At 44.2% G+C, this 5,059-nt stretch carries 4 protein-coding genes and 1 pseudogene; 2 read left to right on the top strand and 3 right to left on the bottom strand.

Annotated elements, in window-relative coordinates; all coding sequences use genetic code 11:
* Positions 1-17: 17 nt before the first annotated feature.
* Complete coding sequence (locus tag AB7U36_RS18180) at positions 18-359, bottom strand: hypothetical protein (protein ID WP_428161082.1); 342 nt, start codon at positions 357-359, stop codon at positions 18-20.
* A gap of 235 nt (positions 360-594) precedes the next feature.
* Between AB7U36_RS18180 and AB7U36_RS18175 the strand changes: the two genes are divergently transcribed.
* Positions 595-2,163, top strand: coding sequence for a sigma-54 interaction domain-containing protein (locus AB7U36_RS18175; protein ID WP_428161081.1), 1,569 nt, complete (start codon positions 595-597; stop codon positions 2,161-2,163).
* 162 nt (positions 2,164-2,325) lie between these two features.
* On the opposite strand, the gene AB7U36_RS18170 is transcribed toward AB7U36_RS18175, so the two are convergent.
* Positions 2,326-3,639 (bottom strand): HD-GYP domain-containing protein, encoded by a 1,314-nt coding sequence (locus AB7U36_RS18170; protein WP_428161080.1) that lies wholly within the window; start codon positions 3,637-3,639, stop codon positions 2,326-2,328.
* Between the two features lie 454 nt (positions 3,640-4,093).
* Positions 4,094-4,311 (bottom strand): annotated as a pseudogene (locus AB7U36_RS18165) (glycogen/starch synthase); the annotation flags it as partial.
* A gap of 486 nt (positions 4,312-4,797) precedes the next feature.
* On the opposite strand from AB7U36_RS18165, the gene AB7U36_RS18160 reads away from it, so the two are divergent.
* Positions 4,798-5,059: hypothetical protein (locus tag AB7U36_RS18160; RefSeq protein ID WP_428161079.1), on the top strand; the 262-nt coding region annotated here is incomplete at its 3' end.

Genomic DNA, 5,059 nt, shown 5'->3' with positions numbered 1-5,059 from the left:
ACATGCTGCGATGGGAACTAAATCAACAGGCTCATTAATTCATCAACGGCCTGGTCATCCCGGGCATCATAGAGTTTCCATACCGTATGATTTACGAGTCCCACACTCCGAAGCATTTCTGCCACATAGGTTGCCAGGACTGATTTCCTGTGCCCCTCTATTGCCGAATTCTGAAAACATACCGCCCAGTCACTTTCCACATGTTCATTTTTGCAAAGAAAAATAGCATGATGACTGTTTTCATTTGTCTTGGAAAGTTCGGATATCTCTTTCAAAATCTCATGGAGGGCATGAGTCTCACTGATACTGTAGACACGAACTATGATCATCTCTGTCCGGCTTTCAGCTGTTTTTTTCATTAGTTATGCGCTCTCCTGTAAAAAACGGTGTGCCCTTTTCATAACCAAACCTTTACTGTTAGTTTCTTCAAGTCATAACTATACGTGGGCGTTGCCAAATTTATGCCAATATCGTAATACCCTGATGAGCAGGCCTTTTTAGGCATGTGACACCATATAAGGCATAATTTTATGCCATATGAGGTGTCTTGTGGTATAAACACCGGATATGGGGCGCTTGTTAAAGGAGGGATTTATGACATCAAAAGAACAGGATTTTTTTTACCAGGCAACCATGCGGATTTGCGGCAACCTCAATGTGGATGCAATGCTGTCCGACTGTTATGCGTTCATTGAAAAATTCATTCCGACAAACGCTTTGATCATGGCACTTTATAATCTGGAGGCCAAAATCTCAGAGGCGCTCTCCATCGTTGCAGATCCGGAACTGGACCTGAACATGAAAACCATGCCATTGACATCGGAAGCCATCACTCATTTTAAAAATCTTGAAAAAAAAGACCCCATACATTCTAATTTTATTATTAATAATCCCTGGGAAGATCCGGTGGGTAAAATTGGCTGGGAGGCTTTGGGAAAGAAAGAATTATCATATATATTCTCCCTGCTGAAAGTGGGGGAGGAAAAAATGGGCTTAGTAGCCTTGATCGCAAAGGGATATGATAGGTACTCAAGGCATGATCTCGAATTGTTCAGCCTGTTAAGGGGACCATTTGCGATTGCCATGGCAAATGCACAGAAACACCAGGAAGTGATTCGCCTGAAAGAGATATTGGCCGATGACAACCGGTATTTAACAAGGCAGATGTCAAAAGCAGTCGGAGACGAGATCATCGGGAAAGACTTTGGCCTCCGGGATGTTATGGAGATGGTCAGACAGGTTGCCCCCCTTTCCAGTCAAGTATTGTTGCTTGGGGAAACAGGTGTTGGAAAGGAAGTGATTGCCAACACCATTCACCGCACATCTGCAAGATCGAACGGTCCGTTCATTAAGGTCAATTGCGGGGCAATTCCCGAATCCCTTGTGGACAGCGAATTATTCGGCCATGAAAAAGGGGCATTTACAGGTGCGGTCAAGCAAAGGCGGGGATGCTTTGAAAGAGCCCACGGCGGAACAATCTTCCTGGATGAAATCGGTGAGCTTCCCCTTAAAGTCCAGGTCAGGCTTTTGCGGGTCCTCCAGATGAGGGAAATTGAGAGGATTGGGGGAGCCCGTCCGGTTCCCGTGGATATCCGTATCATTACCGCCACCCACCGGGATTTGCCGGAAATGGTCCGCAAAGGCATATTCAGGGAAGATCTCTGGTTCCGGCTGAATGTATTTCCTATTACCATCCCGCCCCTACGGCATAGGAAGATGGACATTCCAGCCTTGATCAATTTTTTTGTACTCCGTAAATCAAAAGAGATGAATCTTCTCGTAACGAACAAGCTAGAACCTGGGTGTATGGAAAAGCTTCAAGAATACCATTGGCCTGGCAATGTCAGGGAATTGGAAAATATTGTGGAACGGGCACTGATCCGAAGTTCGGCCAGTCCGGGGGAAAAATATCTGCGCTTTGATGAACCAGACCGTTCTTCCGGTCAAAACGTTGCCGCACCTATCGTCTCACGGGACACCCTCCCGGTTCTGAAGATGGATGCAGCCATGAAAACTCATATCGAATCCGTTCTTGATCTGACCAACGGAAAAATCCAGGGTGATGACGGAGCAGCCTCTCTGTTGGGATTACCCCCCAGCACGCTGCGCAATCGGATGCGCAAGTTAGGCGTAATCTATGGAAAGGCAAGGAAGGGCCGGTAAAAAAATCAACTGGTCCCGGCTTGATTTTATCAGGCATGCATTTTGCGATATTTGCAATTGACTGTATACACAAGATATTATTCAGGAGCATTCCAATGTTTGAAGATAACATTCAGGAAAAATGCCGAATGATGAGGCAATACTCTGGCATATAGAAAAGCATTAGTTCTCGAAATAATGGAAAAGTTTTACCTCTAAGCGTTTTATTAATTCCATTTTACCAGCGGGAGCCGTCTCGTTGTAAAGCACTTCAGAGATTTCTATAAAGGCATTCAGTATCTTGGGATCAAATCCCTGTGCCTCCTTGGTCAAAATTTTAATGGCATCCCCATAAGAAAAAGCTTGCTTATAGGGGCGCTGGGAGGTGAGGGCATCAAAGACATCCACCACTGCAAAAATTCGAGCTGTCAGTGGTATCTGTTCCCCTGCCGTCCCAAAAGGGTACCCACTGCCGTCATATCTTTCATGGTGAAACAGGATGACCTCCCTGGCGTCTGCCAGCCAGCGAATATCTTTGACGATCTGCTCTCCCAGCTCCACGTGGGTCTGCATCACATTGAACTCTTCTTCCGTGAGTTTGCCGTGCTTGAGTAGAATATTATCACTGATCCCGATTTTGCCCACATCATGAAGAAAAGCGCCTTTAACAAGGCTTCGGATGGATGCAGTGGACATTTTTACATGCTCAGCCAAGCAGAGACTATAGTAGGTGACCCGGTAGTTATGTTCATCGGTATCGCTGTCCCGTTTGGCAATAGCGTTGCCAAGGGCAAGAATGGTGTGAAGGTGGCTCTCACGCAATTCACGACTGATTCCCTGAAGCTTTCGGTAGAAATTGTAGGTCAGCGGATAGAGGACCAGAGTCATGGTCAAAATCGTACTGATGTTCATTATCAGTGCCATGGTCCGTGTTTGCTTTAATCGATCCAATATGTTCGGATCAACCTCGACCATGATGTCCATAAACCCGAGCAGTGTTTGGTCATGGTAAAGCGGGCTGAAAATCCGGAGATAAAGATCATCCTGAAACTCAATGAAAATATATTCCTCATCATCGACCAGGGAAAACACCTTCCCCCAAAATCTTTTTCCCTTGCTTACAGCAGGAAAGTCCGGCTCGCTGACATAATGAAAGATGTCATGCTTGCTTGTATCGTAACCGTCCAGCATCACAACACGAAAGTGGGTAAGCTTTTGGTGTAATAGCTCAATTACATGCTCAAAAAGTTTGGAGTCCTTTTTGCTTAAAGGCCGGATTCGCTCTTCAATAAAGCTAGGGCCTACTTTTTTCGCTTGCAGAAACAACTCCTGTTTGATCTGGCGGGTTTGGTAGAGATAGACCATCCCACCCCAAAACAGAAGCAGTAAGATCGTGCAACCCGTTATGCGCCAAAAGAAGATAGAGAGTAATTTTTTACTGCCAGTGCCGTTTTTCATAGAATAATCAATAGCTTTATCAGCAGTTGGGCGGCCCACCGGGCCGCCATTGGCCTATATTTTTCAAAAAAAAGTGGCTTGATTCTAATCAAGAATTGTTTGGCAGTCAAATTCAAAAATTCGGACAGCGAGTAAGCAAATGGCATATATTTTGAGTATATGATTCTGATATTGAACCTTCCCACAGCAGGGGCCAGCAACAGATTTATCGACTACCAGGGGTTTTCGGTTTTCCACGGCCGGAGCGACGGGACCAGTATCGGACCTGATACTGTTGACGCATATGAATGGACTACGTTCAACTATACACTGGGAAAAAACCTGACCACTTGGGCCGCTTTTGAAACCCTGCTCGGGGCCGGTCACCTGGAAACCGAACATTACGGGGATACCGAAACCCTGGAGGTCAGGGTGCTTACCGAAGTTCATTATAAATTCCTTTTTTTAAAATTCGGAGCAGGAATCGCTCATCTTTTCGACGATAGTAATCTTCCCGGTCCTCTATCTCAGCCAGGGTGGAGGCATGGTATGGATATTGTGGATGGAAAACAGGCAGGGAACTCCATACTGCCTTGCCATGGCCGGGATCAGGCCTGTCATCCAGTCGTTGCAGTGGATAATGTCCGGTTTTACCCTGGGGATGATATTAATGACGATATAAGTGTGAACCGTTTTGCTATTAACTCTTGTTCCATGACAAAAGCATATCATTGTAAAGATTATTTTGTGATACCTCCTTATGGCACCATATAAGGCATAATTTGATGGCATATATGATGCTTTGTGATATAAACACCGGATATGGTGCGCTTACTAAGGAATTAATTTATGATAGCAAAAGAACAGGATTTTATCAGGACCACCAAACTCATTTAACTGACTTCTGACATGCTTTTCCAAAAACGAACATAAGTATTTAATTTTATTGAGACAAAAAATGGACATTAAAATTCATCCAAAACCATTGATAATCAAGGGGAACAGCAACTATTTTTCATGAAAATACGCATTTATTAAAGGATTTATGGATATTTTAAGATTGGTCTGATTTTTGCGATGGTAAAAGGTGGGACACACCCGAAATTACTGGGATGAGGGCATTGCCTACAGTCGTCGTGATCTGTCGATGACTGTTGTAAAGCGATGTCCGGTTTTTGACACTTTCGTGTAAATAATGATCAACATATAGGGAATTTTATGGGAAACATTAAGTTTTACAAAAGCATTCAATTTAAACTCCTATTGACAATCAGTATTATTATTGTGATCGGTGTTAGTTCCATCCTGGCATCCGATTATCTGTATTCAGCACAAAAATTGTCTGACGATTTGTTTGATGAGATGAAAAACAATTACCACCAGGTCATTGACTATATCGACAATGCTTCGCTCAATGCGATGAATCTCGCTATGTGGGTGGCCGACACAGAAACTATTCAACAAATGTTCAAAAAAGAGG

Source organism: Desulfobacter sp., assembly GCF_050177295.1.
Note: the sequence above shows the minus strand (reverse complement) of the source record. Positions and strands in the feature narration are given on the sequence as shown.